Annotated in this window: 23 protein-coding genes, 1 tRNA gene and 2 pseudogenes; 16 read left to right on the top strand and 10 right to left on the bottom strand. The window is 60.1% G+C overall.

The genetic code is table 11. The annotated features are described in order from the left end of the window. Window positions 1–243: 243 nt before the first annotated feature. Window positions 244–1,023, top strand: a complete 780-nt coding sequence (locus U5O12_RS20135; RefSeq protein ID WP_322580362.1) for a hypothetical protein — start codon at window positions 244–246, stop codon at window positions 1,021–1,023. A gap of 94 nt (window positions 1,024–1,117) precedes the next feature. After that, a pseudogene (locus U5O12_RS20130) lies at window positions 1,118–1,984 on the top strand (IS256 family transposase); the annotation flags it as partial. Window positions 1,985–2,060: 76 nt separating this feature from the next. Here the strand turns inward: U5O12_RS20130 and U5O12_RS20125 are convergent. The 4 genes from U5O12_RS20125 to U5O12_RS20110 are packed head-to-tail and all read right to left on the bottom strand — an operon-like array spanning window position 2,061 to window position 5,866. Further along, window positions 2,061–3,797, bottom strand: a complete 1,737-nt coding sequence (locus U5O12_RS20125) for a hypothetical protein (protein ID WP_322580361.1) — start codon at window positions 3,795–3,797, stop codon at window positions 2,061–2,063. A 6-nt stretch (window positions 3,798–3,803) separates the two neighbouring features. Next, complete coding sequence (lipA, locus tag U5O12_RS20120) at window positions 3,804–4,847, bottom strand: lipoyl synthase (RefSeq protein ID WP_322580360.1); 1,044 nt, start codon at window positions 4,845–4,847, stop codon at window positions 3,804–3,806. 15 nt (window positions 4,848–4,862) lie between these two features. After that, window positions 4,863–5,561 carry a lipoyl(octanoyl) transferase LipB gene (lipB, locus tag U5O12_RS20115; RefSeq protein ID WP_322580359.1) on the bottom strand — a complete coding sequence of 233 codons (699 nt, stop codon included), beginning with the start codon at window positions 5,559–5,561 and terminating at the stop codon, window positions 4,863–4,865. Between the two features lie 2 nt (window positions 5,562–5,563). After that, on the bottom strand, window positions 5,564–5,866 hold the full coding sequence (locus U5O12_RS20110; protein WP_322580358.1) for a YbeD family protein: 303 nt from the start codon (window positions 5,864–5,866) through the stop codon (window positions 5,564–5,566). 205 nt (window positions 5,867–6,071) lie between these two features. Between U5O12_RS20110 and U5O12_RS20105 the strand changes: the two genes are divergently transcribed. From U5O12_RS20105 to U5O12_RS20065, 9 genes and pseudogenes are all read left to right on the top strand, one after another. After that, window positions 6,072–6,572: an ATP synthase subunit I gene (locus U5O12_RS20105; RefSeq protein WP_322580357.1), complete on the top strand. Its 501-nt coding sequence runs from the start codon at window positions 6,072–6,074 to the stop codon at window positions 6,570–6,572. A 14-nt stretch (window positions 6,573–6,586) separates the two neighbouring features. After that, the gene (atpB, locus tag U5O12_RS20100; protein ID WP_322580356.1) at window positions 6,587–7,465 is read left to right on the top strand and encodes a F0F1 ATP synthase subunit A; all 879 of its coding nucleotides are present in this window, start codon (window positions 6,587–6,589) and stop codon (window positions 7,463–7,465) included. A 61-nt stretch (window positions 7,466–7,526) separates the two neighbouring features. After that, complete coding sequence (gene atpE / locus U5O12_RS20095; RefSeq protein WP_105261674.1) at window positions 7,527–7,775, top strand: F0F1 ATP synthase subunit C; 249 nt, start codon at window positions 7,527–7,529, stop codon at window positions 7,773–7,775. 35 nt (window positions 7,776–7,810) lie between these two features. Further along, window positions 7,811–8,281, top strand: a complete 471-nt coding sequence (locus U5O12_RS20090) for a F0F1 ATP synthase subunit B (protein WP_322580355.1) — start codon at window positions 7,811–7,813, stop codon at window positions 8,279–8,281. A gap of 9 nt (window positions 8,282–8,290) precedes the next feature. After that, the gene (locus tag U5O12_RS20085; protein WP_322580354.1) at window positions 8,291–8,821 is read left to right on the top strand and encodes a F0F1 ATP synthase subunit delta; all 531 of its coding nucleotides are present in this window, start codon (window positions 8,291–8,293) and stop codon (window positions 8,819–8,821) included. Between the two features lie 50 nt (window positions 8,822–8,871). Beyond that, window positions 8,872–10,425: a F0F1 ATP synthase subunit alpha gene (gene atpA / locus U5O12_RS20080; RefSeq protein WP_322580353.1), complete on the top strand. Its 1,554-nt coding sequence runs from the start codon at window positions 8,872–8,874 to the stop codon at window positions 10,423–10,425. Between the two features lie 27 nt (window positions 10,426–10,452). Further along, entirely contained in the window at window positions 10,453–11,337 is an 885-nt protein-coding gene (gene atpG / locus U5O12_RS20075) for a F0F1 ATP synthase subunit gamma (RefSeq protein WP_322580352.1), read from the top strand. Between the two features lie 29 nt (window positions 11,338–11,366). Continuing rightward, window positions 11,367–12,768, top strand: a pseudogene (gene atpD, locus U5O12_RS20070) (F0F1 ATP synthase subunit beta). 3 nt (window positions 12,769–12,771) lie between these two features. Next, window positions 12,772–13,188, top strand: coding sequence for a F0F1 ATP synthase subunit epsilon (locus U5O12_RS20065; protein WP_322580351.1), 417 nt, complete (start codon window positions 12,772–12,774; stop codon window positions 13,186–13,188). A 63-nt stretch (window positions 13,189–13,251) separates the two neighbouring features. Here the strand turns inward: U5O12_RS20065 and U5O12_RS20060 are convergent, their stop codons facing one another. The 3 genes from U5O12_RS20060 to U5O12_RS20050 are packed head-to-tail and all read right to left on the bottom strand — an operon-like array spanning window position 13,252 to window position 15,284. Continuing rightward, window positions 13,252–13,767 (bottom strand): TPM domain-containing protein, encoded by a 516-nt coding sequence (locus tag U5O12_RS20060; RefSeq protein ID WP_322580350.1) that lies wholly within the window; start codon window positions 13,765–13,767, stop codon window positions 13,252–13,254. Then, on the bottom strand, window positions 13,767–14,669 hold the full coding sequence (locus U5O12_RS20055; protein WP_322580349.1) for a TPM domain-containing protein: 903 nt from the start codon (window positions 14,667–14,669) through the stop codon (window positions 13,767–13,769). Before U5O12_RS20055 ends, U5O12_RS20060 begins: the two co-directional genes overlap by 1 nt. 6 nt (window positions 14,670–14,675) lie before the next feature. Continuing rightward, entirely contained in the window at window positions 14,676–15,284 is a 609-nt protein-coding gene (locus tag U5O12_RS20050; protein ID WP_322580348.1) for a LemA family protein, read from the bottom strand. Between the two features lie 58 nt (window positions 15,285–15,342). Between U5O12_RS20050 and U5O12_RS20045 the strand changes: the two genes are divergently transcribed. From U5O12_RS20045 to U5O12_RS20030, 4 genes are read left to right on the top strand one after another with little or no spacing between them, the layout of a single operon-like run. Next, window positions 15,343–16,083, top strand: coding sequence for a hypothetical protein (locus U5O12_RS20045; RefSeq protein WP_322580347.1), 741 nt, complete (start codon window positions 15,343–15,345; stop codon window positions 16,081–16,083). Between the two features lie 19 nt (window positions 16,084–16,102). After that, entirely contained in the window at window positions 16,103–16,558 is a 456-nt protein-coding gene (locus U5O12_RS20040) for a YybH family protein (protein WP_322580346.1), read from the top strand. 38 nt (window positions 16,559–16,596) lie between these two features. After that, a complete protein-coding gene (locus U5O12_RS20035; protein ID WP_322580345.1) occupies window positions 16,597–17,595 on the top strand; it encodes a YheT family hydrolase in 999 nt (332 codons plus the stop codon). A gap of 9 nt (window positions 17,596–17,604) precedes the next feature. Then, window positions 17,605–18,141: a DUF2946 family protein gene (locus tag U5O12_RS20030; protein WP_322580344.1), complete on the top strand. Its 537-nt coding sequence runs from the start codon at window positions 17,605–17,607 to the stop codon at window positions 18,139–18,141. A gap of 65 nt (window positions 18,142–18,206) precedes the next feature. On the opposite strand, the gene U5O12_RS20025 is transcribed toward U5O12_RS20030, so the two are convergent. Both U5O12_RS20025 and U5O12_RS20020 read right to left on the bottom strand, forming a co-directional pair. After that, a complete protein-coding gene (locus U5O12_RS20025) occupies window positions 18,207–19,199 on the bottom strand; it encodes an IS30 family transposase (protein ID WP_322580343.1) in 993 nt (330 codons plus the stop codon). Between the two features lie 189 nt (window positions 19,200–19,388). After that, entirely contained in the window at window positions 19,389–19,919 is a 531-nt protein-coding gene (locus tag U5O12_RS20020) for a c-type cytochrome (protein WP_322580342.1), read from the bottom strand. Between the two features lie 93 nt (window positions 19,920–20,012). Here U5O12_RS20020 and U5O12_RS20015 point away from each other — a divergent pair. Further along, window positions 20,013–20,088: transfer RNA gene (locus U5O12_RS20015), tRNA-Arg, on the top strand. Window positions 20,089–20,093: 5 nt separating this feature from the next. Here U5O12_RS20015 and pobA read toward each other — a convergent pair. Next, a complete protein-coding gene (gene pobA / locus U5O12_RS20010) occupies window positions 20,094–21,266 on the bottom strand; it encodes a 4-hydroxybenzoate 3-monooxygenase (protein ID WP_322580341.1) in 1,173 nt (390 codons plus the stop codon). Window positions 21,267–21,336: the final 70 nt, after the last annotated feature.

Raw genomic sequence — 21,336 nt, 5'->3', positions numbered from 1 at the left:
TTCGGGACACTTGATTTCTTGCCGCTCTATCTGGACAAAATTACAGTCACTACAGAAGGCCCTCCTCCGGAAGCGCACGCCATCTGGAAAGCCTTGCTGGCCATTAAATTTGAGGTTGCTGAGTGCCCAGTCTCACCGCGCATAGCGTGGAAACTGGCTTGTCTCCATCTCAGACCGCTCTTGCCTGTCGAACACCAAGATGTGTTCTCTGCATGCCCACGTGTGAAATGGGACACCGTCTTGATGACCTACGTCACGCTTCTCGGACGTAGCAATGCGGACAACATTGATCTGATGAACGTGGCGACCGCAGTCAAGATCCTGTATCACCATACGACCCATCCCCCACGAGAGGAAGAAAGTGCACCACTGCTAGAAGTGATGTACTTTTTTCTGATGTGCGACTACGCCAAGTTGCCGCTGAAGAAGCTATATGGTGGTCAGGACGGAAGAGGGGCCGGGTTATATCGGTTCTGCAAGTACTGCTGGCGGACGGCTATTCCGGGGCGGCTGATTTGCTATGAGCATGCCTCGGTGGTCGTGGATGGAAGTGCTGAGGTCCCCGCTGCACTTGCGACTGAAGCCAAGACACCTGCATCCCGGCGCAAGCAGGCCAATCGCCAGAAGCAGGATTTCGATGCTGCTATTTCCGAATTGATGACGAAGGAGGTGATGGAGTTTCACGAGAGTGAATTCACGGCAGATGCGCTGCTGCCGAAATCTAACCGTCGTGATTGGCTTACTCGCCGCCGGCCAAGGGTTGCAAAGCTGCTGGCGCAGGCCAGTGTGACTGTCACTGACAGCAACATCATCGAGCATCTGCTGGCACTTTTGCATCACTCCGGGTCCATGCCGGGCGTCTGGAGATCCACCTATGGGAGGGTCAACACCACAATAATTGAAGTGCCGGAACTGATTTGGCCGATCTTGGTGCGTGCAGAGTCATGGCTTCTTGTTCGAGATCGGACTCGAAACAATTGGGGTGGTAAGCGGGAAAATTCAGGACGCCCGAAGAGTCGTTAGGGGAACTGAGCTCGATGGATTGCGGCCAAAGTGCGCTGGTCAAATCAAGCGTAGTGGTCAGCGATTCCCGGAACAATGGTCATTGGATTCCGGCATACGCAAGATCCAGGGCTTCCTGGCCGAGCAGTACGGCACCGAGGTCTCGCCGGACCTGATCAGCTCGGTCACGGATGCGGTGATGAGCGAGGTCACAGCCTGGCAGGCACGCGCCCTGGAGCCGATGTATCCGGTGGTCTTCTTCGATGCCCTGCGGGTGAAGATTCGCGAGGATGCAGTAGTGCGCAACAAGGCTATTTACCTGGCGCTGGGTATACGCCCAGATGGCACACGCGACATCCTGGGCCTGTGGATTGAGAGCACCGAGGGCGCCAAGTTCTGGATGAAGGTGTTCAACGACCTCAAGACGAGGGGCGTGAACGACATCCTGATCGCCGTTACCGATGGACTCAAGGGCATGGCCGAGGCGCTGGGTGCGGTGTTCCCGGTCACCACGCTACAGACCTGCATCGTGCACCTGATTCGCAACAGCTTGGACTACGCGTCATGGAAGGACCGCAAGGCGCTGGCAGCGGCCATCAAGCCCGTGTACACAGCGCCTAGTGCAGAAGGCGCCCTGGCCGAGTTGGATGCGTTTGAGGAGGGGCCGTGGGGCAAGAAGTTTCCGACCGTTGTGGCTGCATGGCGGCGGGCCTGGGACAAGGTAATCCCGTTCTTCGCCTTCCCCGCGCACATCCGGCGGGTGATCTACACCACCAACGCAATCGAGAGCGTCAACGCCAGGCTGCGCAAGATCATCAAGACCCGAGGCCACTTCCCTACAGATGATGCGGCTACCAAGCTAATCTGGCTGGCTCTGCGCAACATCACGGCAGACTGGGACCGTGCAGGCAGGGATTGGAAGGAGGCTATGAACCAGTTCGCCATCCTCTACGACGACCGATTTACCAAGCAGTTCAATTAAGATGAAATCCGCTTGCCCATTGCCGTGGGCGAGTATCCCCGCCTCACACACAGAAATTCAGACACTCCCTTGCTGGTCACTGGGTCCCGGCATCGCCTTCAAACATCCACTCGATCAATTCTGAGAGCGTAGCGTCCAGCGTCTCACTGCGCGCACCCTTGGCAAAGTCAATGGCAGCGCAACGCAGCGTCAACCAAACTTCATCCTCATCTTGCCCCGTGGTCGCGAGAATACGGGTGTGTGGTGGATCAGATTCGATAACGACCGCGCAAAGATGTTCAGATTCATGTTTGAACGCAAAGACAGCGGCCTTGCGCATGCGCCGCCCCGTGTCAGCGCATTGGAGCATCAATTCCGGTGCTACCTCTCCATCGTCATTGGCGATCACTGAAATCGGCACGGTCCACCCGTCATCTTGGCTTTCCGTGAGCAGTTCTACCGTCAGGCCTTGTAGTTTTTTGAGATCTTCGACCGTGTTGCGCAAAAAGAGCGGAATCGCGTCCGGCTTTGTTGATGCCTTTTGTGAAACGATGGATAGTTCTACGGGGCGCACACGTCGACTGGAGCCTGATTCCCCGACCGCCATCGACTCAATGGGGGGAGAACTGGAAGTAACAGAACCCGCACCAGCTTCCTCGCTAATCAGCTTCAAGGATCGCCAGACTGGCTTTCTCGCCAAATCAGGAAATCGGACGGCTTCCCGGATCTGTCGCGACTTGCCCGCGAGTTGGCTGGAGGGGTCTTTCTCCACCAAAGCGGGATTCTTGACCTCTGGTGCACGGGTTCTTTGGGGTTTGGTCTCTGCGGCCCCCGCAGCAGCTGGCCCATGTAGCTTGGGACGTGGCTGTGCGCCCTTGGTGGTGTATTGCAGGGAGCGGAATGGAAAGGGATGGGAGCAGGACCGCAGGTTGTAGACCAAAAATGTGGAGCTGTGCCTGTCCCCATGGGAGAGCCAGCGACCAGACGCGATCAAGGTGGTCTTGCCTTCAAAGGGAAAACGAGCCTGCGGATAGACCGGCTGACCAGCCGTGGACGCTTTCAAGCAGGAGTTTCCAATGATCCTCGCCGCCTTTGCCGCAATAGGATCCATGGAAATTCGACCAATGTCCGCAGCAGAGGCGCCTGACATTTTGTCCGCCAAGTCGATGTGCAGTCGACGCGAATAGGGTTCCAGCGACGCACTTGAAAAAAGTGAGTCCCGGTGCAGCGGTGGTAAAAACAGCTTGGAGAGCAAGCTGCTGGACGATCCAAAATAGAAGCGAGCCAGTTCCACGCAGGGAATGATGATGCGACGGCTCTGAGGGAGCTCGACCATTAGGCAGTACGACTGTGTGCACTGAATATGCCAAGGGTGCTCGCTGATGGGGAGTAAAAATCCCCCTTCATTGAGGTTCAGGCCCGCCTTCACTATGGTGGTTGAAGCTGGGTCGATTTGAAGGCCTGCAAACTCCTCAAGCTCGTAGTCGGGCCGAAGAACCAACTGGCCATTGCGCCAAATGTCCCCAATCCGAATCAGCGCCAGAGTACCAACCGATACCCAGACTCGCCTTTGCGCACGTGCAGGGCTGGTGCATTGGGGTGCCAGCAGCACGGATGGATCCGACATAAATCGGTCATCCGTGACGCGAGAAAGGTGGACGAAGACAGATGGCTGCTTTCTGCGGACCGATCTATCTGGGAAAGCTACGTCCCCGAACCAGTCAATGCGCCAATGAGATTGATCCTGTGGAAAAACAGAAATTCTTGGCGCATCACTGGGGAAATGTTCTTTTGAACCGCCAAACTTGGAAAAATCGCTATTGATTTTTCTCACTAATTACTAAATTTTCTCATTAACTACTGATTGTTCACACGCGCTCATGGCGTGACCCGCCTGCACGTCGGCGTGGTAGCTGGACCGCACCATCGCGCCCACTGCCGCGTGCTTGAAGCCCATCTTGTAGGCTTCTTCCTCGAACATCTTGAAGGTGTCGGGGTGCACATAGCGGCGCACCGGCAGGTGGCTGGTGCTGGGGGCGAGGTACTGGCCGATGGTCAGCATCTCGATGTTGTGGGCGCGCATGTCGCGCATCACTTCGAGGATTTCCTCGTCGGTCTCACCCAGGCCCACCATCAGGCCGCTCTTGGTGGGCACGTCGGGGAAAAGGGCCTTGAACTTCTTGAGCAGGTTCAATGAGAACTGGTAGTCCGATCCCGGGCGCGCTTCCTTGTACAGGCGGGGGATGGTTTCCAGGTTGTGGTTCATCACATCCGGGGGCGCGGCTTTCAGAATCTCCAGCGCACGGTCGTCGCGGCCGCGGAAGTCGGGTACCAGCACTTCAATCTGCGTCTTGGGTGACAGTTCGCGTGTCTTGCGGATGCATTCCACAAAGTGGCCGGCACCACCGTCGCGCAGGTCGTCGCGGTCCACGCTGGTGATCACCACGTAGTTGAGCTTGAGCTGGGCAATGGTCTTGGCCAGGTTGTCGGGCTCGTTCACGTCCAGTGGGTCGGGGCGGCCGTGGCCCACGTCGCAGAAGGGGCAGCGGCGGGTGCACTTGTCGCCCATGATCATGAAGGTGGCCGTGCCCTTGCCAAAACATTCGCCGATGTTGGGGCAGCTGGCTTCCTCGCACACGGTGACCAGCTTGTTGGCGCGCAGTGTTTCCTTGATCTCGTAGAAGCGGGTGGTCGGGCTGCCGGCCTTGACGCGGATCCAGTCCGGTTTTTTGAGCACCTCGCCCTGTACCACCTTGACCGGAATGCGGGACAGCTTGGCAGCGGCCTTTTGCTTGTCGGTGGCCTTGTAGGCGTCCAGCGATTGCACTTCGCGCACGGTGGCGTTGGCGGCGGTCGGGAGGGTGGTGTCTTCGCTATGGCTCATGGAGGCGGTGCGCGGTCAGGGCGCGAGGTAGGTTGCGAGCTTGTGGCCCAACACGTCGGCGGCATCAGCCCAGCCAACAGAGACCCCAATTGTAGAAAGGTCCACGGTTTGCAGCCGGGCGTAGCCACAAGGGTTGATACGCGAGAAGGGTTCCAGGTCCATGGCCACGTTCAGCGCCACGCCATGGTAGGTGCAGTTGCGGCTGACCTTGATGCCCAAGGCGGCAATCTTGCCCAAGCCGGTGAAGTCCGGGTCAGCATGGCTCGCGGCACCGTTTTGGGGGCGCTGGGCCAGCGGCGCGTGGCCGCAGGGGTCGTCCAGCCGCACATAGATGCCGGGTGCGCCTGCCACGCGGTGGCCGGTCACGCCGAAATGGGCCAGCGTCTTGATCACCGCCTCTTCGATGCGGTAAACGTATTCCTTGACGAAATAGCCTGCGCGTTTGAGGTCGATCAGCGGGTAGCCTACTACCTGACCCGGGCCGTGGTACGTCACCTGTCCCCCCCGGTTGGTTTGCACGACGGGAATGTCGCCCGGAAGAAAGATGTGCTCCGGCTTGCCTGCCAAGCCCTGGGTAAAGACCGGAGGATGCTCACAAATCCATAGCTGGTCACGCATATCGGACAAGGGTCCGATGGGCCTTTCGTTGGTAAAAGCCTGCATCGCAGCATAGGTCGGCGCATAGTCCACACGTCCCAGTTGGCGGACCTCCATAGTTACAAGACCACTTTCACCATGGGGTGGGTGGAGAGGGTGCGGTAGAGCTCGTCGAGTTGTTCGCGGCTGGTGGCGGTGATGGTGATAGTCACGCCCAAGTAGTTGCCGCCCTTGCTTTCGCGAAGTTCGATGGTGGCTGCATCAAACTCAGGATCAAATTCTTTCGCGATCGCAGTGATGGCGTGCACCAGCCCATCCACCTTGTGGCCCATCACCTTGATAGGGAAGCGAGAGGGGTACTCAATGAGTGACTCGGCGCGTGAGGGAGTGGGCGCGCTGGGCGGCGTAGTGGGGGAGTTCATGTAGGTGCCCTCTCGGCAAGGAAAATTCAGGGTGCGTCCACCGCAACAGGGCTGCATTCAGGCGGGCAACGCATGGTGCAATTATCGCAGTGGGGCCGCTAAGGTGCGCACCCAAAGAGGGAATTGCTAGGTGCTGCCGGGTTTCTACGTATAATCGTGGGCTGTGCATTGAACAGCGGCAGTAACCTGAGCGTAATTCTCATCTATGACAATCGCGCCTCAGACGAATTCGCCCACTGACGCAGAGAACCCAGATGGGCTCTTTGATGCAGAGTTCAAGCCCATGACGGCGGAAGAAGTCAAGCAATGGCGGCAAGCCAACCCCGCAATGTCCCCTTGGTGGGTCATCGTGTGGCAAGTGTTGGCAGGCGCGGTGCTGGCTATGGTGGCCGGTTGGTGGGGTGGCAAGGTGGCGGGTGTTTCTGCTGCCTACGGCGCACTGGCGGTGGTTTTTCCCGCGGCGTTGATGGTGAGGGGTTTGCAGCGTCAGCGCGCGGTGACCCAGCCTGGTGCTGCGATGATGGGATTTGTGATTTGGGAGTCGGTGAAAGTTGCCTTGACGGTTGCCATGTTGTTGTTGGCGCCCAAGGTGGTTTCCCCGCTCAGCTGGTTGGCCTTGGTGGCTGGCTTTGTGGTGACGATGAAGGTGTATTGGGTGGCCGCGTGGTTGCACTCGCGACGCCGAAGTCTCAACGGTTCGAATTGATATTTTGGTGACCTATGTCTGCAGAAAACACTGGAACACATGCCCCCTCCGCTGGTGAATACATCCAGCACCACTTGCAGCACCTGCAGAAGGATTTTTCCTTCCAGAGCGTGAAGCAAACCAGCATTGTCGACTTCAGCCTGTTCAATTTTGACTCGGTGCTGTTTTCGGTGATTTTGGGTGTGATCGGTTGCTTCGTGCTGTGGAGCGCCGCGCGCAAAGCGACCTCTGGCGTGCCCGGTCGCTTCCAGGCAGCTGTTGAGATCCTCTCGGAAATGGTGGAAAACCAGGCCAAGGGCGTGATCCATAACGCCAAGAGCCGCAAGCTGATTTCCCCCTTGGCGCTGACCGTGTTTGTCTGGATTTTCCTGATGAACGCCATGGACATGTTGCCTGTGGACCTGATCCCCCAGATTTGGCACACCGCCGGTCCTGCCATGGGTTTCAAAGATTACATGCGTGTAGTTCCCACGGCTGATCTTTCCACCACCTTGGGTCTGTCTTGTTCGGTCCTGTTGATCTGTGTGTTCTACAACATCAAGATCAAGGGCTTGGGCGGCTGGGCGCACGAATTGATTGCTGCACCGTTTGGTGACCACTGGGCTCTGTACCCTGTGAACTTCCTGATGCAGATGATTGAGTACCTTGCCAAGACCGTGTCCCATGGCATGCGGTTGTTCGGCAACATGTTTGCGGGTGAGTTGGTGTTCATGTTGATCGCCCTGATGGGTGGCGGATGGGCACTGTCAGCAACCGGTGTTGGCTTGGCCGTCGGCCACGTCATCGCCGGAACCGTGTGGACCCTGTTCCACATCCTGGTGATCACTTTGCAAGCCTTCATCTTTATGATGTTGACGCTGATCTACACCGGTCAAGCGCACGACGCACATTGATGTAACTGTTTCGTTTTTCTGTTTTCGTTTTTCTTTTTCCACTAACTTTTAGGAGCTTCTCATGGAAAACATTCTCGGCCTCGTGGCTTTGGCTTGCGGCATCATCGTTGGTCTGGGCGCTATCGGCGCTTCCATCGGCATCGCGCTGATGGGTGGCAAGTTCCTGGAATCTTCTGCACGTCAGCCTGAGCTGATGAACGAACTGCAAACCAAGATGTTCATCTTGGCTGGTCTGATCGACGCTGCGTTCCTGATCGGTGTTGCTATCGCTCTGCTGTTCGCATTCGCAAACCCCTTCGTTCTGAAGTAATCAACGGCCCTTCACGTTAGAGAAGGAATCAAACCGTGAACATCAACGCAACCCTGTTCCTGCAGGCTATCGTTTTTGCGATCCTGGTGTGGTTCACGATGAAATTCGTGTGGCCCCCGATCACGAAAGCGCTGGACGAGCGGGCACAGAAAATCGCCGACGGCCTCGCCGCCGCCGACAAGGCCAAGGCCGAACTGGCGTCTGCCAATCAACGCGTGGAAGCCGAACTGGCATCCTCCAAGAATGAAACCGCAGGTCGCCTGGCTGATGCCGAGCGTCGTGGCCAGGCCATTGTGGAAGAAGCCAAGGCCCGTGCCACCGAAGAAGGTAACCGCATCATTGCGGCTGCCAAAGCAGAAGCTGAGCAACAGTCTGTCAAAGCACGTGAAGCATTGCGCGAACAGGTCGCCGCTCTGGCCGTCAAAGGCGCTGAGCAGATCTTGCGCAAGGAAGTCAATGCCGGTGTGCATGCCGACTTGCTGTCTCGTCTGAAGACTGAGCTGTAAGGGAAGACCATGGCTGAACTTGCCACCATCGCCAGGCCCTATGCCGAAGCCCTGTTCCAGTCCGTGAAAGCGGACCTGAGCGGTGCCGCCGTGTGGCTGGACGAGCTGGCTGCAATTGCCCAAGACGGCGCATTGCAGCAGTTCGCCAGCAACCCCAACATCACCAACGCGCAGGTCTACGACTTGATCGCCGGCGTGGTCAAGGCCGCACTGTCGGAGCAAGGCAAGAACTTCCTGCGTACCGTGATCGACAACGGTCGCTTGGAAGCCCTGCCTGAAATTGCAGCCCAGTTCCGCGCACTCAAAAATGCGCAAAGTGGACTTTCCGATGCTGTGGTGTACAGCGCCTTTCCGATTGACGCGCAAGCGCTGAAGGATGTGGCTGCTTCGCTCGAAAAGCGTTTTGGCCGCAAGCTCAATGTGTCCGTTGCGCTCGACGCCGAGTTGATCGGTGGCATTCGCGTGGTGGTGGGTGACGAAGTTCTTGACACCTCCGTCAAGGCCCGTCTGGAACAAATGAAAGTGGCGTTGACAGCCTGAGGCGCAAGCCCCTCGCTGCCAAGCCCAACTAAAGAAAGAAGGAAAGAGTCATGCAACTCAATCCCGCAGAAATTTCTGAATTGATCAAGAGCCGTATCGACGGCCTGTCTGCCAGCGCTGACATCCGCAACCAAGGCACCGTGGTGTCGGTGACGGACGGTATCTGCCGCATTCACGGTCTGTCTGACGTGATGCAAGGCGAAATGCTGGAGTTCCCCGCTGGCTCCGATGGCCTGCCCACCTACGGTCTGGCCCTGAACCTCGAGCGTGACTCGGTTGGTTCCGTGATTTTGGGTGAATACGAGCACATCTCCGAAGGCGATGTGGTGAAGTGCACCGGCCGCATTCTGGAAGTGCCCGTGGGCCCCGAGCTCAAAGGCCGCGTGGTCAATGCCTTGGGTCAACCCATCGACGGCAAAGGCCCCATCAACGCCAAGATGACCGACGTGATTGAAAAGGTGGCGCCTGGTGTGATCGCCCGTAAATCCGTGGATCAGCCCATGCAGACCGGCCTGAAGTCCATCGACTCCATGGTGCCCGTCGGCCGCGGCCAGCGCGAATTGATCATTGGTGACCGCCAGACCGGCAAGACCGCCGTGGCCATCGACGCCATCATCAACCAGAAGGGTCAGAACATGACCTGCGTCTACGTTGCGATCGGCCAAAAGGCTTCTTCGATCAAGAACGTGGTGCGCGCGCTGGAACAAGCTGGCGCCATGGAGTACACCATCGTGGTGGCTGCTTCTGCCTCTGAATCTGCCGCCATGCAGTACGTGTCTGCGTACTCTGGTTGCACCATGGGCGAATACTTCCGCGACCGCGGCGAAGACGCACTGATCGTGTATGACGATCTGTCCAAGCAAGCCGTGGCCTACCGTCAAGTGTCCCTGTTGCTGCGCCGCCCACCAGGCCGTGAAGCCTATCCTGGCGACGTGTTCTATCTCCACAGCCGTCTGCTGGAACGCGCAGCCCGCGTGAACGCCGAATACGTGGAAGCCTTCACCAAGGGCGCCGTGAAGGGCAAGACCGGTTCTTTGACCGCTCTGCCTATCATCGAAACCCAAGCTGGTGACGTGTCCGCCTTCGTTCCTACCAACGTGATTTCGATCACCGACGGCCAGATCTTCCTGGAAACCTCGTTGTTCAACGCAGGCGTGCGCCCTGCGATCAATGCCGGTATCTCGGTGTCTCGCGTGGGTTCTGCTGCGCAGACCAAAGTGGTCAAGGGCCAGTCCGGCGGTATCCGTAACGACTTGGCCCAGTACCGTGAGTTGGCTGCGTTCGCGCAGTTCGCCTCCGACCTGGACGAAGCCACCCGCAAGCAGCTGGACCGCGGTGCCCGCGTGACCGAACTGCTGAAGCAAAAGCAATACAGCCCCCAGTCCATCAGCATCATGAGCGCTTCGCTGTTCGCAGTGAACAAGGGCTTCATGGATGACGTGGAAGTCAAGAAGATCCTGGCTTTCGAGCACGGCCTTCATGCCTACCTCAAGGACAAGCACGCAGCCCTGTTGGCCAAGGTGGAAGACACCAAGGCGCTGGACAAGGATGCCGAGGCTGAATTGACTGCTGCTGTGGCCGCGTTCAAGAAAACTTTTGCTTGATTTCCACCTGATCACAAGGAGCCATTGATGGCAGCAGGCAAGGAACTACGCACCAAGATCAAATCGGTGGAAAACACCAAGAAGATCACCAAGGCCATGGAAATGATCTCGGTCTCCAAAATGCGCAAGGCGCAGGAGCGTATGCGCGCTGCCCGCCCTTACAGCACGAAGATCCGGGACATTGCGACCAATCTGGGACAAGCCAACCCCGAGTACGTGCACAGCTTCATGAAGACCAACGATGCGAAAGCGGTGGGTCTGATTGTGGTGACCACAGACAAGGGCCTGTGTGGCGGTCTCAATACCAACCTGCTGCGTCAGGTCACCGGCAAGCTGCGGGATACGCAGGCTGCCGGCAAGACCGCCAAAGCGGTGGCCATCGGCAGCAAAGGCTTGGGCTTTTTGAACCGCGTGGGTGCGCAAGTCGTGTCCCACGTCACCCACCTGGGTGATCGTCCTCACCTCGACAAGCTCATTGGGCCTGTCAAGGTGCTGATCGATGCGTATGTGGCTGGTGAGGTCAGTGCGGTCTACGTCTGCTACAACAAGTTTGTCAGCACCATGAAGCAAGACCCGGTCGTGGAGCAGTTGTTGCCACTGTCTGCAGACCAAATGGCTGCGGACAGCAAGGCCGAGGGCGGCAACCACGCTTGGGACTATATCTACGAGCCGGACGCGCAAACCGTTATCGACGAGTTGCTCGTGCGTTATGTAGAGGCTCTGGTGTTCCAGGCGCTGGCCGAGAACATGGCGTCTGAGCACGCTGCACGCATGGTGGCCATGAAGGCCGCCACCGACAATGCCGGCAACGTCATTGCCGAGCTCAAGCTCGTTTACAACAAGACCCGTCAGGCCGCGATTACCAAAGAGCTGTCTGAAATCGTGTCCGGTGCAGCTGCCATCAGCGGCTAAGCGAATTCAGAAATTATTGGAGCGAAAAAATGCAAGCCCAAGGAAAAATTGTTCAATGTATCGGCGCCGTGGTGGACGTGGAGTTTCCGCGTGACCAGATGCCCCGTGTGTACGACGCGCTCAAAGATGGAAGGCTCTCCGCTGACCCTCGAAGTGCAGCAGCAGCTCGGCGACGGCGTGGTGCGTACCATTGCGCTGGGTTCGTCTGACGGCCTGCGTCGCGGTCTGGTGGTGTACAACACCGGTGCGCAAATCACTGTGCCCGTGGGCAAGGCCACTCTGGGCCGCATCATGGACGTGTTGGGTTCGCCCATCGACGAACGTGGTCCTGTGAGCCAAGAGCACACCGCTTCCATCCACCGCAAGGCCCCGTCCTACGACGAACTGAGCCCTTCGCAAGAACTGCTGGAAACCGGCATCAAGGTGATCGACTTGGTCTGCCCGTTCGCCAAGGGCGGCAAGGTGGGTCTGTTCGGTGGTGCCGGTGTGGGCAAGACCGTGAACATGATGGAACTCATCAACAACATCGCCAAGGCGCACAGCGGCTTGTCCGTGTTTGCTGGTGTGGGTGAGCGTACCCGTGAAGGGAACGACTTCTACCACGAGATGGCCGATTCCGGCGTGGTGAACCTCGAAGACCTGCCTGAGTCCAAAGTGGCCATGGTGTACGGTCAGATGAACGAACCCCCAGGCAACCGTCTGCGCGTGGCCCTGACCGGTCTGACCATCGCCGAATCGTTCCGTGACGAAGGCAAGGACGTGCTGTTCTTCGTGGACAACATCTACCGCTACACCCTGGCCGGTACCGAAGTGTCCGCGCTGCTGGGCCGTATGCCTTCCGCCGTGGGCTACCAGCCTACGCTGGCCGAAGAAATGGGCCGTCTGCAAGAGCGTATTACGTCGACCAAGGTGGGTTCCATCACGTCCATCCAGGCCGTGTACGTGCCTGCCGATGACTTGACCGACCCGTCTCCTGCCACGACCTTCGCTCACTTGGACTCCACCGTGGTGTTGTCCCGTGACATCGCTTCGTTGGGTATTTACCCCGCGGTGGATCCGCTGGACTCCACCAGCCGCCAGCTGGATCCGCTGGTCGTGGGTGAAGACCACTACAACACCGCCCGCGCCGTGCAAGGCACGCTGCAGCGCTACCGTGAACTGCGCGACATCATCGCCATCATGGGTATGGATGACTTGGCCCCTGAAGACAAACTGGCTGTGGCACGTGCCCGCAAGATCCAGCGTTTCCTGAGCCAGCCTTTCCACGTCGCTGAAGTGTTTACCGGTTCCCCCGGCAAATACGTTCCCTTGTCTGAAACCATCCGTGGCTTCAAGATGATTGTGGGCGGCGAGTGCGATCACCTGCCAGAGCAAGCGTTCTACATGGTCGGCACCATCGACGAAGCCTTCGAAAAAGCCAAGAAGGTCTAAGACATGAACACCATCCACGTTGATGTGGTCAGTGCAGAAGAGTCCATCTTCTCCGGTGAAGCCGTCTTCGTGGCGCTTCCCGGTGAGGCTGGCGAGCTGGGCATCAAGCCCCGCCACACGCCCCTGATCACGCGCATCAAGCCTGGCTCGGTGCGCATCGAGAAGGCCGACGGCAGCGAAGAGTTTGTGTTCGTGGCCGGTGGCATTCTGGAAGTCCAACCCAACTGCGTGACCGTGTTGTCTGACACGGCCATCCGTGGCAAGGACCTGGACGAAGAGAAGGCCAACGCCGCCAAGGCAGCAGCCGAAGAGGCGCTGAAGAATGCGAAGAGCGAAATCGACATCGCGCGTATCCAGTCGGAGATCGCGGTGATGGCCGCCGAACTGTCGGCAGCCCGCAAGTTCCTGCGCAAAAAGTAAGCACCCTGTGTTTGCCGCAGCAAGCCACCTTCGGGTGGCTTTGTTGTTTCTGAAGGGACTGTCTTAGCGCACGACCGGCGCGTCTGGCAATTCGTTGGGGTTGTTCTGCCCTGCAGACAAGGCAAAGTGCTGAGTCAACATGGCGCCAACGGCATCTACCGCGGCGTTCAGTCCTGTTTCCAATTCGCCGTGTTGCAGTGCGGTGCCCAGATCCCTCACCACCTGTTCCCACTCGCCGGGGGGCACCAGCCGGTTGACGCCGCGGTCGGCCACCAACTCAATGGCACGCTCTGCCAAACACAGGTAAATCAGCACGCCATTGTTGTGTTCGGTGTCCCACACCCGCAAGCGGCCAAATAGGGCCAGCGCACGCTGGCGCAACAGCGCGGGTGTGCTGTCGGGGCGCAACAGGTAGCTATTAGGCAGGCCGGCTTCCACGCAAAGGCGAATCTCGCCGCTGTGCATCGCCTCGCTGGCGGCGATTCGGGCCTGCAGGCGTGCCAAGGTAGTGGCAGGCATCGTCCGTTCGCCGTCCTCTGCCCAGCGGTGCTTAAAAAGACGCTGCAAGCGAGACAACATCACCAGCCTCCCGAGGCGCCACCGCCTCCAAAATTGCCACCACCGCCCGAGCTGAACCCACCGCCACCCGAGCCGGAATTCCAGCCGCCACCCGACCCCGTGCTGCTCCACGCGCTGCTGTGGCGGCCGGGCGTATGCTTGTTCAGGCTGCTCAGCAAGGTCAACACCAGTGCAGCCACTGCCGCCAGACCTGCCAGCAGCAGGCTGCTGGTCACGAAGAACACCAGGCCGCCGGCCACGCCACCGGTCAACAGGGAGCCCAGCTTGTTGCCCAGGGCACGTCGCGCCATGCTGCCGCCCACGGCTACGGCAAAAAACAGAAATACGGCCAAGTCCATCCACTGGAAGCCTGCCGCCGGGCCTGTGCGCGATGGGACGGGCGCTGGCAATGCTTCACCACGCACCAAGGCCATCAGCTGCTCCACGCCCGCGTCAATGCCGCCGGCAAAGTTGCCTTCTTTGAAGCGTGGTGCGATTGCTTGGTCAATCACGCGTTTGGCCATCAGGTCGGGGACGGCGCCCTCCAACGTCTTGGCCACTTCGATGCGCAGCTTGCGGTCATTCTTGGCTACCAGCAGAATCAGGCCGTCACCAACCTCCCTGCGCCCGATCTTCCAGGTATTACCCACCCGGTTCGCGTAGCTGGCAATGTCCTCAGGTGCTGTGCTTCCCACCATCAGCACCACCAGCTGGGCACCCGTTGTGGCCTCAAAAGCCGATAGCTTGCCGTCCAACGCCTCGCGCTGCGCTGCGGTCAGCGTGCCTGTGGTGTCAATGGCATGGCTGCTCAGCGTGGGGACCGGTTGAAGGTCCTGCGCGTGCAGCACGGGCGCACTGACCGCTAAGGCGAACCCCGTAAACCCCAGCGCCAGAGCTTGGCGCCAACGAAGCAACACATGCATGCGTGCTCACTTCTTGTTGAAGTCGACCACGGGGGGCGCGCTGATGGCCGCCTCGTTTTGCACCGCAAAGGCGGGCTTGGGCGCATAGCTGAACACCATGGCCGTCAAGTTGCTGGGGAAGCTGCGCGCCAGCACGTTGTACTCTTGCACCGCCTGGATATACCGGTTGCGTGCTACGGTGATGCGGTTCTCGGTGCCTTCGAGTTGCACCCGCAGGTCGCTAAAGCCCTGATTGGCCTTCAGGTTGGGGTATTGCTCGCTCACCACCAACAGGCGGCTCAGCGCACTGCCCAGTTCGCCTTGTGCGGCCTGGAATTTGGAGAAGGCCTCTGGGTTGTTCAGTGTCTCGGGCGTCACCTGGATGGACGTGGCCTTGGCTCGTGCTTCAATCACCTTGGTCAGGGTCTCCTGTTCAAAGGCCGTTTCGCCCTTGACGGTGGCCACGATGTTGGGCACCAGATCCGCACGGCGTTGGTACTGGTTCAACACCTCGCTCCAGGCGGCCTTGGTTTGCTCGTCCAGGCGCTGGAAGTCGTTGTAGCCACACCCGCTGAGCAGGGCGGCCGCCATACCTGCCACCAACCATGCCCAAGGCCGAAAAGAAGACAAACGCATGTGAACCTCCTGCAATTGCAACAGCCCGTACTATAGAGCGCCACTCCATAGCCCCACCATGACCTTACTCAACGCCCTGCAAGCCGCCCAGCGTGGCCCCGCGCCTGCTGCTCCCTTGCCGGTGGCTCTGATGGCGGGCGCCGCTGGCACCCTGGGGGCCGAGGTGTTGCGCCGTCTGGCCGGCGGCCATCACTACCGCCAGCTGCGGGTGCTGGCGCAAGAGGAGATGACCCCTGCATTGGACCGGGTGAAGATGGTTCGCGTCCCGTCGGAAGATCCCCGCACCTGGCCGTTGCAGGCTGCCACGGTGGGCGTCATCGTGTTTGACGCCCCGAACCTCTACAACGACCGCGAGCGTGCTTTGTGGACGCCGCAACCCGCGCAACTGCCCGCTCTGGCCGGCTGGATGCTGCGCTGCGGTGTGCACACCCTGGCCGTGGTGGTGCCGCACGAGCAGGGCCGCCTGCCGCAAGCCCTGAAAGTCGGCTTGGCCAACCTGGACGAACACGCTGTGGCCAGCATGGGGTTTGCGCGCCTGCTGCTGGTGCGGCCGGCCGCAGCGCCCCAGGTACCACCGCATGCCAACGTGCTGGAATGGCTGGCGCACCGCATGCTGTCCATCTTTGCCTACATGGTGCCTAGCAACGAAATGCCACCACGCGCGGCAGACATGGCGGCGCTGGTGGATGTGGCCCTGCGCGAGATGCCGCCCGGCGTGCACATTGCACCTCCAGAGCTGGCACGCCGCACCCGCGAGGCCACCGTGCAAGAGACCGTGCGCGCCTGGTTGGCCCCCTGAGTTGGGGGAGAATTGCGCCATGCCCCGACACAAAGCCACCCTGCACGCCGCCCTGGGCGGAACCCCCGACGAAGTCGAAGCCGCGTTTTACGAAGCGCTGCAGACCGGTGACATCGAAAAACTCATGGCCTGCTGGGCCGACGAGGACGAGATCGCCTGCATTCACCCCGGCGGCCCGCGGGTGGTGGGCGTGGGGGCGATTCGCGCGGCATTTGACGCGCTGTTTGCCCATGGTGGCGCGGTGCATGTGCAGGCCGAGCAGATTCGCCGGGTCGATTCACTGGCCAGCGCGGTGCACCATGTGCTGGAGCGGGTGGAAGTGATGACCCCCGATGGCCCCGCCAAGGCCCATGTGCTGGCCACCAACGTGTACCACAAGACCCCGCAAGGCTGGCGGCTGGTGGTGCACCACGCCAGCCCCGGCACGACCGAGGACGCGGCCCAGGTCCCAGCTGGTGCCCAGGTTTTACACTAAATATGCCTCTAGCCCCCGTGGATTATGCGCAAGCAGCTATGAATTATGTAGCGCCCCGCTGGTTGCCGGGTGGCAACCTGCAGACCATTTGGCCCGCGCTGTACTCGCGCCGCGTGTTTGGTCCGCATCCGCAGTACCAGCGCGAGCGCTGGGCCACACCAGATGCGGATTTTGTGGACGTGGACTGGTTAATTAGCCCACACGCTGCGCCGCCACCGTTGACGTCGCGCGACCAGGAGCGCCCGCTGCTGGTGCTGTTCCATGGCCTGGAAGGCAGCTCCCGCAGCCACTATGCCGAAGCCTTTGCCGACTTTGCCCACACCCATGGCATGGCCTATGCCGTGCCGCACTTCCGTGGCTGCAGCGGTGAGTTGAACCACGCCCCGCGCGCCTACCACTCGGGCGACTTTGCCGAGGTCGGCTGGATGTTGCAGCAGTTCCGCGCACGCCACCACGGCCCCATCATCGCGGTTGGCGTCTCCTTGGGTGGCAATGCGCTGCTGCGCTGGGCCGAGGAAATGGGGGATAGCGCTGCAACTGTGGTGCGGGGCGTGGCCGCCGTGTGTTCCCCGATTGATTTGGCGGCGGGTGGTTACGCGATTGGTCGCGGCTTTAACCGCTTGGTCTACACCCGCATGTTCCTCAACACCATGGTGCCCAAGGCGTTGCGCAAGCTGGAACAACACCCGGGCTTGTTTGACGGCGCAGCCCTGAAGGCGGCACGCGATCTGTACGAATTCGACAACATCTTCACCGCGCCGCTGCACGGCTTCACAAGCACCGAGGACTACTGGGCCCGCGCTTCGGCCAAGCCGCACCTCGCTGCCATTCGCGTGCCCGCGCTGGTCGTCAATGCACGCAACGACCCCTTTGTGCCCGCCTGGTGTCTGCCCTCGCAGGCCGAGGTGGGCGCGCATGTCACGCTGTGGCAGCCCGCACACGGCGGCCACGTGGGCTTTCCGCAGGGGCCGGTGCCCGGCCATGTGCGCACCATGCCCGACGCCGTGGGCGGCTGGCTGGCCCGGCATCTTGCTTGAGCACGCCCCATGGATGACATCGTCAAACAAGCCATGGCCAAGTGGCCCAACGTGCCGGACTGCTACGGCTGGCTGGGGCTCGACGCGCGCGGCCAATGGTTTATGCGTGACGACGCGGCCCAGGCGGCAGGTCCGTTCGCCAGCGGCCGCCCCGGCGCCAAAGGCAGCCGTTTGCAGCACGAGAAGCTGATCGACTTTATCCAACGCAACTACGCGTCCGATGCGCGGGGGTGCTGGTTTTTTCAGAACGGCCCACAGCGTGTGTTTGTAGAGCTGGAGGCCACGCCTTGGGTTTGGCGTGTAGACGACGAAGGTGCGGTGACGTCCCACGCCGGTGCTTCCGTGCACGTCCAGCAAGCGCTGCTGGACGAAGAAGGTTGGCTGTACCTCCAGACTGATCTGGGTTTGGGATTGGTCCACACGCAGGACACCGGGCGCGCGGCACAGGCTCTGGAGCAATGGCGGTGGCCGCTGCAGGACGTGCGCCGTGCGGACCTGCCCCAGCGGTTTGGGTACACACCCAGCCCGCAAGGTGCAGTAGGCTAGGCTGCTAGCTTATTTATAGCTGTTCGCGCAATACCAATGGGCTCTAGAGGCCTATTTCTTGATTTCTAGTTCGAATCGCGACATTGGTTGCGCAGGCCCGAGAGTACCTCAGCAGGGGTTTTGAAGCCCAAACAGGCGCGCGGTCTTGAGTTGAGCAAACGCTCAATGCGGGCAATTGAAGCTGGCGTTTGCAGACTCAATGGCTCGCCCTTTGGGATGAACTGGCGTATCAGTCCTATGGTGTTCTCATTGGTACCACGCTGATTGGGCCGCTGCGCATCACACACGTACAAACGCTCGTGCTCAACCACTGTGTGTAACTTGGCGAACTCACTACCCCGGTCAGTGGTGATGCTCAACACCGGCCAGCGCGCATCACCCAACAGACGTTGGTGCACTGCAACCGCAGTCGTTTCTGGCAATCCGTTATCTAGCAAGACCAGCCGGGTGTATCGGCTACTGCGCTCCACGCACACCAGCAAGCGGGCCTTGTAACCCCCGCGCATGCCCACCATGGTGTCTATCTCCCAATGCCCCACCTGCAGGCGCTGGCGCACCTGGAGCGGGCGTTGAGCGATGGGTTGCACCGAGCGAGCCCAGCCGAACACGCTCAGAGGCCCTGTCTTGCACCGACGGTTGGGACGGGTACGCCGCAGAGGTCGATCATCTCGCTTGGGCCACACCCGGGCAGCCCATGCATAAATGGTCTGCATGCTGGGCATGTCAGGACTACTGCAAGCCGGTGCCAAGGATGCTGTGAACTGCGCGCGCCCTGCAATCTGCTGAGGCGACCAGTAAGACTGGGTCATTGCTTTGCGCACATGCTTCCACACTGCAGGGGTGTAGCGTGGAGCATTGGCGGCACAGCGTAGGGCGCAGCCACTGCGATGACTCTGGGCGCGTTGGGCGTTGTAGGCACCTTCGCATCGTTGAAGTTCGCGGTAGATGGTGCTGCGGTGACGGCCCAAGCGCAGGGCGATCTGGCATTTAGTCAAATCAAGTTCAAGCCAGGCTTGAATCTGGTAGCGTTCACTTGGGCTGAGGTGGTTGTGGGTCATTGGCAAACCTGTCGGTGTAGGAACCAAAAGGCTAACCAATTCACTCCATCCTCAGCCCTTCGTACTGCGCTCAGAGGTGTCGCAATTCGACTTGGAAATCAAGATTTTGCATATGGGCGCATACAAAAAAGCCGACAGAAATGTCGGCTTTTTAAGAGGCAGGCATCAAGCCTGCTGAGGGCTTCAGGCTTACTTGGCTGCTTCGGGCGCCGCAGCCTTTTGGGGTTCGGCAAACTTGCCACCGCTTCCGTTGACCATGTAGACCACGGCGCGGGCAATCTCAAAGTCGTCCAGATCACCGCCACCTTGGGCACCCATGGCGCCTTTGCCCTTGAGGGCGGAATTCAGCAAAGCGTCGTAGCCGGTCTTGATGCGTGCACTCCAAGCACCCGCATCGCCAAACTTGGGAGCACCCGCGGCACCCGAAGTGTGGCAGGCCGTGCACTGGGCTTGGAACACTTGCTCGCCAGTCTTCATTTCACGGTTCGCATCACGCACTTCCACCATGCCAACTTTCTGGATACGTTCGGCGGTTGCTTTTTCAGCGTTCACGGTACCTGCAGCGGGTTTGTTGTCGGAGGTGACGTAGTACACCAAACCAATGATCACAAAGATTGGGATCACAAATGAGAAGAAAGCCGCCAGCAGCAATTGCTTGGGAGTCTTGATGGGGCCGGTATGGGCCTCATCGTGCGCGGTTGCGTGGCTGGTGTCGCTCATGGGTGTCCTCAAAAAAGTCGGGGGCTTCGAAACAGCTGCGGATTATAACGGGCACCCTCTGTGAAAACACCTACAATGCCCACTCTTCTGGACGCGGCTGTAGCTCAGTGGATAGAGTATTGGCCTCCGAAGCCAAGGGTCGTGGGTTCGATCCCCGCCAGCCGCACCACCCCCTCACAGTGGCAAGCCCACGTAGTTTTCGGCCAACACGGTCGAAGCCGCCTGCGATTGCACCAGGTAGGCCAGTTCCGCCTCCTGCAGTTTGTGCCCGATAGCGCCTTCGCCCGGGAACTGGTGCATCAGGCTGGTGAACCACCACGAAAACCGCTCTCCCTTCCAGATGCGCTGCAGGCAGCGCTGCGAGTAGTGGTCCACCCCGGCGCTGGAGCGCTCCAGGTAGTACTCGACGAAGGCCATGGACAGGTATTTGACGTCGGTGGCGGCCAGGTTCAGGCCCTTGGCGCCAGTGGGCGGCACGATGTGGGCGGCGTCGCCGGCCAGGAACATGCGGCCAAAGCGCATGGGTTCTGTCACAAAGCTGCGCAGGGGCGCAATGCTTTTCTCCAGCGACGGGCCCGTCACGAGCGTTTCGCGCGCTTCGGGGTCCAGGCGCAGGCGCAGCTCCTGCCAGAACGCCTCGTCACTCCATTGTTCTGCTTTGTCCGTCAGGGGCACCTGTAGGTAATAGCGGCTGCGCGTGGCGCTGCGCTGCGAACACAGGGCGAAGCCGCGGCGGCTGTTGGCGTAAATCAGCTCGTGGTGCACCGGTGGCGTGTCGGCCAGCAGGCCCAGCCAGCCAAAGGGGTAGACCTTCTCAAACTCGGTGATGGCGCCCGCGGGCACGCTGGCCCGGCAGACACCGTGGAAGCCGTCGCAGCCGGCGATGAAGTCGCAGTCCAGCCGGTGCTGCTGGCCGTCTTTCTCGTACAGCACATAGGGCTGCGCACCGTCGAAGTCGTGCACGCTGACGTTGCGAGCTTCATAGATGGTGGGCAGGCCGGCGGCCTGGCGAGCAGCCATCAGATCCAGAGTGACCTCGGTCTGGCCGTAGACCATGACCTGCTTGCCGCCCGTCAGGGTGTGCAGGTCGATGCGGTGGCGGGTTTCCTGGAACAGCATGTCAAAACCGGTGTGCACCAGGCCTTCGGCGTGCATGCGTGCGCCCACACCTGCCTCATCCAGCAGGTCGGTGGTTACCTGTTCCAGCACGCCGGCGCGGATGCGCGAGAGCACGTAGTCGCCGCTCTGGCGCTCCAGGATGACGGCGTCAACGCCGGCCTTGTGCAAAAGCTGGCCCAGCAGCAATCCTGAAGGGCCGGCACCGATGATGGCAACTTGGGTACGCATGGATATTCGCAATCAAAAAGGAATGGACCAAGCTTAGGTCTGGCAACTGCGCAGTGCCATGCCGGCAGGC

It is taken from the genome of Rhodoferax sp. (assembly GCF_034519335.1).
Classification (GTDB): domain Bacteria; phylum Pseudomonadota; class Gammaproteobacteria; order Burkholderiales; family Burkholderiaceae_C; genus Allorhodoferax.
The sequence above is the reverse complement of the archived record's forward strand: the minus strand, read 5'-3'. Positions and strand labels throughout refer to the sequence as shown.

Coding starts and splice junctions, on each gene's coding strand:
- U5O12_RS20050 (WP_322580348.1), bottom strand. CDS start 15,284: ATGCGTTTGTCTTCTTTTCGGCCTTGGGCATGGTTGGTGGCAGGTATG.
- U5O12_RS20025 (WP_322580343.1), bottom strand. CDS start 19,199: ATGACCCACAACCACCTCAGCCCAAGTGAACGCTACCAGATTCAAGCC.
- U5O12_RS20110 (WP_322580358.1), bottom strand. CDS start 5,866: ATGAACTCCCCCACTACGCCGCCCAGCGCGCCCACTCCCTCACGCGCC.
- lipA (WP_322580360.1), bottom strand. CDS start 4,847: ATGAGCCATAGCGAAGACACCACCCTCCCGACCGCCGCCAACGCCACC.
- U5O12_RS20135 (WP_322580362.1), top strand. CDS start 244: ATGACCTACGTCACGCTTCTCGGACGTAGCAATGCGGACAACATTGAT.
- U5O12_RS20060 (WP_322580350.1), bottom strand. CDS start 13,767: ATGTTGTCTCGCTTGCAGCGTCTTTTTAAGCACCGCTGGGCAGAGGAC.
- U5O12_RS20085 (WP_322580354.1), top strand. CDS start 8,291: ATGGCTGAACTTGCCACCATCGCCAGGCCCTATGCCGAAGCCCTGTTC.
- U5O12_RS20055 (WP_322580349.1), bottom strand. CDS start 14,669: ATGCATGTGTTGCTTCGTTGGCGCCAAGCTCTGGCGCTGGGGTTTACG.
- U5O12_RS20065 (WP_322580351.1), top strand. CDS start 12,772: ATGAACACCATCCACGTTGATGTGGTCAGTGCAGAAGAGTCCATCTTC.
- U5O12_RS20020 (WP_322580342.1), bottom strand. CDS start 19,919: ATGAGCGACACCAGCCACGCAACCGCGCACGATGAGGCCCATACCGGC.
- lipB (WP_322580359.1), bottom strand. CDS start 5,561: ATGGAGGTCCGCCAACTGGGACGTGTGGACTATGCGCCGACCTATGCT.
- atpE (WP_105261674.1), top strand. CDS start 7,527: ATGGAAAACATTCTCGGCCTCGTGGCTTTGGCTTGCGGCATCATCGTT.
- atpB (WP_322580356.1), top strand. CDS start 6,587: ATGTCTGCAGAAAACACTGGAACACATGCCCCCTCCGCTGGTGAATAC.
- pobA (WP_322580341.1), bottom strand. CDS start 21,266: ATGCGTACCCAAGTTGCCATCATCGGTGCCGGCCCTTCAGGATTGCTG.
- U5O12_RS20040 (WP_322580346.1), top strand. CDS start 16,103: ATGCCCCGACACAAAGCCACCCTGCACGCCGCCCTGGGCGGAACCCCC.
- U5O12_RS20035 (WP_322580345.1), top strand. CDS start 16,597: ATGAATTATGTAGCGCCCCGCTGGTTGCCGGGTGGCAACCTGCAGACC.
- U5O12_RS20105 (WP_322580357.1), top strand. CDS start 6,072: ATGACAATCGCGCCTCAGACGAATTCGCCCACTGACGCAGAGAACCCA.
- U5O12_RS20045 (WP_322580347.1), top strand. CDS start 15,343: ATGACCTTACTCAACGCCCTGCAAGCCGCCCAGCGTGGCCCCGCGCCT.
- atpA (WP_322580353.1), top strand. CDS start 8,872: ATGCAACTCAATCCCGCAGAAATTTCTGAATTGATCAAGAGCCGTATC.
- U5O12_RS20030 (WP_322580344.1), top strand. CDS start 17,605: ATGGATGACATCGTCAAACAAGCCATGGCCAAGTGGCCCAACGTGCCG.
- atpG (WP_322580352.1), top strand. CDS start 10,453: ATGGCAGCAGGCAAGGAACTACGCACCAAGATCAAATCGGTGGAAAAC.